The organism is Candidatus Deferrimicrobiaceae bacterium (genome assembly GCA_035256765.1).
In the GTDB taxonomy this organism is placed as follows: domain Bacteria; phylum Desulfobacterota; class Deferrimicrobia; order Deferrimicrobiales; family Deferrimicrobiaceae; genus CSP1-8.
The window spans coordinates 1-3,171 of record DATEXR010000179.1 but is presented as its reverse complement, the minus strand read 5'-3'; the positions used below and the strand labels follow the sequence as shown (position 1 = coordinate 3,171).

Here is a 3,171-nt window from a genome sequence, read left to right as displayed (position 1 = left end):
AGGACGTCCCAGTCGAAGATCCCCGCGGGCCAGCCGATCGTCACATGGAGCCAGAGGTAGTAGAAGACGTCCCAGACGGCGAACAGGAGAAGGAAGGCCCCCATCCGCCGCGCTCCGCCGCGGAAGGAGAGAAAGGGGATCGTCAGCAGCATCACGATCGTCGCCGCCTCCCGGCCGATCTCCACGACCAGCAGCAGGAGGGGAATATCCTTCATGGGGAAGACCGGCCCTTCCCCGATGACCTTGCGGAGGTAGACCACGACCGCCGCCTCGACGAACGCCATCGAGACCGCGAAGACGACGAGCCCGCCGATCCTCCCTCTCATCTTCCTTCCGCCGCCTCTCCGCGCAGGACCTGGCAGGTCGAGCTGACGCGCGCCACCGGCTTCCCCTCGGCGTTGGCGACGTCGCACTCCACCAGCCCGATCGTCCTTCCCCGGTGCGCTACCCGCGCCGACGCGGTCAGCCTCCCCTCGAAGACGGGGCGTAGGAAGTTGATCTTGAGCTCGAGCGTGGTGAACGTCTCCCCCGGCCCGAGCGTGGAAGCGAACGCGAACCCCATCGCCGCGTCCGCAATGTCGCACAGGATGCCCCCGTGGACGGTCCCCATCGGGTTGTGGTGCCTTCTGCCCGCCTCCATCTCGAAGACCGCTTTCCCCTCCCCGAAGGAAACCGGGAATGCCCCCACCAGCTCGGCGACCGGAGCCACCCATGACCCTCGTCGCAGCCGGTCCGAAAACGACTCTTCCATCGACCTATCCCCCGTCGGCCTCGGCCCTCTGCGGAACGGCCGGGCCGCCCTGTCGTCCGCCCCCCATCATATCAGGAGGATCCTCCCCGAAAAGACGGGACACCGGCGAAACGGGCGGCGCGCACCGAGGGAAGGCCGGAACGGTCACATCCTTTCCGTTGCGGGAAGATCCGGCAGATAGAGCTCGCGGGCGATCCGCTTCCCCTCCCCGGTCTGGAATTTCCTGTCGATCAGCGCACGGATCTTTTCCTTCCCCATCTTGGGGACGACCTCCCGGAGATTCACGACCATGTCGGCGTCCCACAGGCAGGCGAACTCCTTCGTCGTGATCTTCCCCGGGGTGTGGTGGTGCGCGATCAACTCCCTGACCGTCGCGATCTTCCCCTCCTCAACGCCCAGCTCCTTCAGGATCTTCTCCGCGACCGGCGGACCGAGTTTCTCCTGGTAGTGCCCCGCGCTGCTTTTGTACCTCTCCTCCGCCGGCTTGATCCCCACGTCGTGGAGGAGCGAGGCCATCGTCACGACCTCCCGGTCCCCCCCTTCGACCGCCTGGATCCGAAGGGCGTGGGAAGTGACTTCCAGGGCGTGCGCGATGCGGCGAGCATCCTCCCCGAAGAACCGCTCCATTTCCTTGCGAACCCTTTCGTACATCTTTCCCCCCGCTCCCGGAGATTCCCCCGACGGCCCTTGTCGCCCGGCTCACCACCACCGCCAAAGGGAGATGATGGCCAGGACGGCGAGAATCAGGCCCAGGGTGAAGTAGGTCATGAAGTAGAAGGCTTTCAGATGGGTCGGAGTCCTTCGGACGGTCGCCGCCAGGAGATTGCCGACGGAAGGCATGGAGGCAACCTTCTCCTCCCCGTGGGGGGCCAGCTTCAGGGCGTCGGTCAGGTCGAACCCTGCGAGGTGCCTGCCGACATGACTCCCGTCCTTCCATAACCTGCTCCCCGTGGCGTCGAAGATCCGCCCGTCATAGGCAAAATAGGCGGGCCGGCCCTCCTTCCCGTCGTACCCGGACAGATCGTCCGGCGTCATGTCTTTTATTCCCCGATCGACCGTCACCCGTCTTTTTTTCAGCCTGGGCCCGACGATGAACGTGACGATCACCGCGGTGCCGACCATGATGAGGTACAGAACGATCTTCACCGTCAAGAGAATGCCGAAGCGGGTGTGGAGGAGATCCCCCGGCGACCGGATCCGGAACACCGTCAACACGACCCCCGTAAGGGCGATCACGATGATCGACCCCCACCCGACCATGAGTTCCCCTCTCGGCAGTCCGTGCGAGGCGTAGGACGGTTTGAGGAGCAGGTGCACATACAGGATGGTCCCGAACCACAGGACCGCGGTGAAGAGGTGGAGAAAACCGGCGACGAACCGCACGGTGTGGCGCCAACGGGACGGTTCGGGAACGGGCTGCCCGGCCGCGGCGGGATTCCGCCGGTATGCTTCTCCCTCCGGGGTCAATCCGCCTCCCCCCGAAGGATCGACATGGCAGGTGCCGCACCTCTTGCCCGTTTGCGCCGCGTGCTCCTCCGTGCCGGACCCCGGGAAAGGGAGGAGGGCCAGGGCGCAAAAGACGGCGAGGAGGACGAGGACGACCCGGCCGCGCGGCGATGAGCGCGCCCTTTCCTCCCCTATTACCTGGACCGGTCCAGAAGCGACGTCCCGAAAAGCAGCCAAAGGTAGTCCTCCTGCTTCCGGATGTAGAGCTTCCCTCCCCCCGCCATGTTCTCCCCGGCCAGCTGCCCCTGCTTGATGGCGCTTCGCCAGCCGAAGTTGATCCGCTTTTGGCCGGTGGCCTTGTCGAACAGTTCCGCGCAATCCCCTGCCGCGTAGATGTTCCCGATGAAGGTTCGCAGGAAGTCGTCCACGATCACCCCCGTGCCGACCTTCACGCCGCTCCCTTCCAGAAAATCGGTCGAGGGAAGCCGCTCGGTGACCACCACGACCATCCGGCACCGGATCTCCTCTCCGGAAACGGTGCGGACCGATGTCGTCTCCCCGTCGATCTCCGAAACCTCCGCGATGTCCGCCCCGTCCTTGAGCACGACGCCGCGTTTCTGGATCTCGTTGATGACGCTCGCCTCGAACTCCCCCCCGATCGGGTTGCCGAAGCGGGGCTGCCCCGGCTTGAGCCAGATCACTTCCTGCCCCGCCTTCCGCAGGACCCGGCAAGCCTCGATCGCGAGGTAGCCCGGGCCGTACACAACCGATACGCCGGGGCGTTGCGCGCGGTCCCGGATCCGGACAGCGTCGTCCAGGGAGTCGAACGGGAGGATCGATCCGAGAGGTTTCTTCATGGGATCCGGCAGGATCGGTTTGCCCCCCGTGGCGACGAGGAGGAAGTCGTACCCCTCCTCGGTCCCGTCATCGAAGAGGACGCGGTTCTCCCCCGCGAGCACCTTCCTGGCACGCTT

Annotated in this window: 5 protein-coding genes; all 5 read right to left on the bottom strand. The window is 65.6% G+C overall.

What is annotated here, in order from left to right:
* On the bottom strand, positions 1–326 hold a 326-nt coding region (locus tag VJ307_06160), incomplete at its 3' end, for a hypothetical protein (protein HJX73724.1).
* A complete protein-coding gene (locus tag VJ307_06155; GenBank protein HJX73723.1) occupies positions 323–751 on the bottom strand; it encodes a PaaI family thioesterase in 429 nt (142 codons plus the stop codon). The genes VJ307_06155 and VJ307_06160, both read right to left, overlap by 4 nt.
* A 144-nt stretch (positions 752–895) precedes the next feature.
* A complete protein-coding gene (locus tag VJ307_06150) occupies positions 896–1,402 on the bottom strand; it encodes an HD domain-containing protein (protein HJX73722.1) in 507 nt (168 codons plus the stop codon).
* Between the two features lie 48 nt (positions 1,403–1,450).
* Entirely contained in the window at positions 1,451–2,218 is a 768-nt protein-coding gene (locus VJ307_06145; GenBank protein HJX73721.1) for a CopD family protein, read from the bottom strand.
* Positions 2,219–2,391: 173 nt separating this feature from the next.
* The coding region (locus tag VJ307_06140; GenBank protein HJX73720.1) for an FAD-dependent oxidoreductase at positions 2,392–3,171 on the bottom strand (780 nt) is incomplete at its 5' end.

Bases quoted from the DNA above. Each gene is read 5' to 3' on its own strand.
- VJ307_06155 (HJX73723.1), bottom strand. From the start codon at position 751: ATGGAAGAGTCGTTTTCGGACCGGCTGCGACGAGGGTCATGGGTGGCT.
- VJ307_06150 (HJX73722.1), bottom strand. From the start codon at position 1,402: ATGTACGAAAGGGTTCGCAAGGAAATGGAGCGGTTCTTCGGGGAGGAT.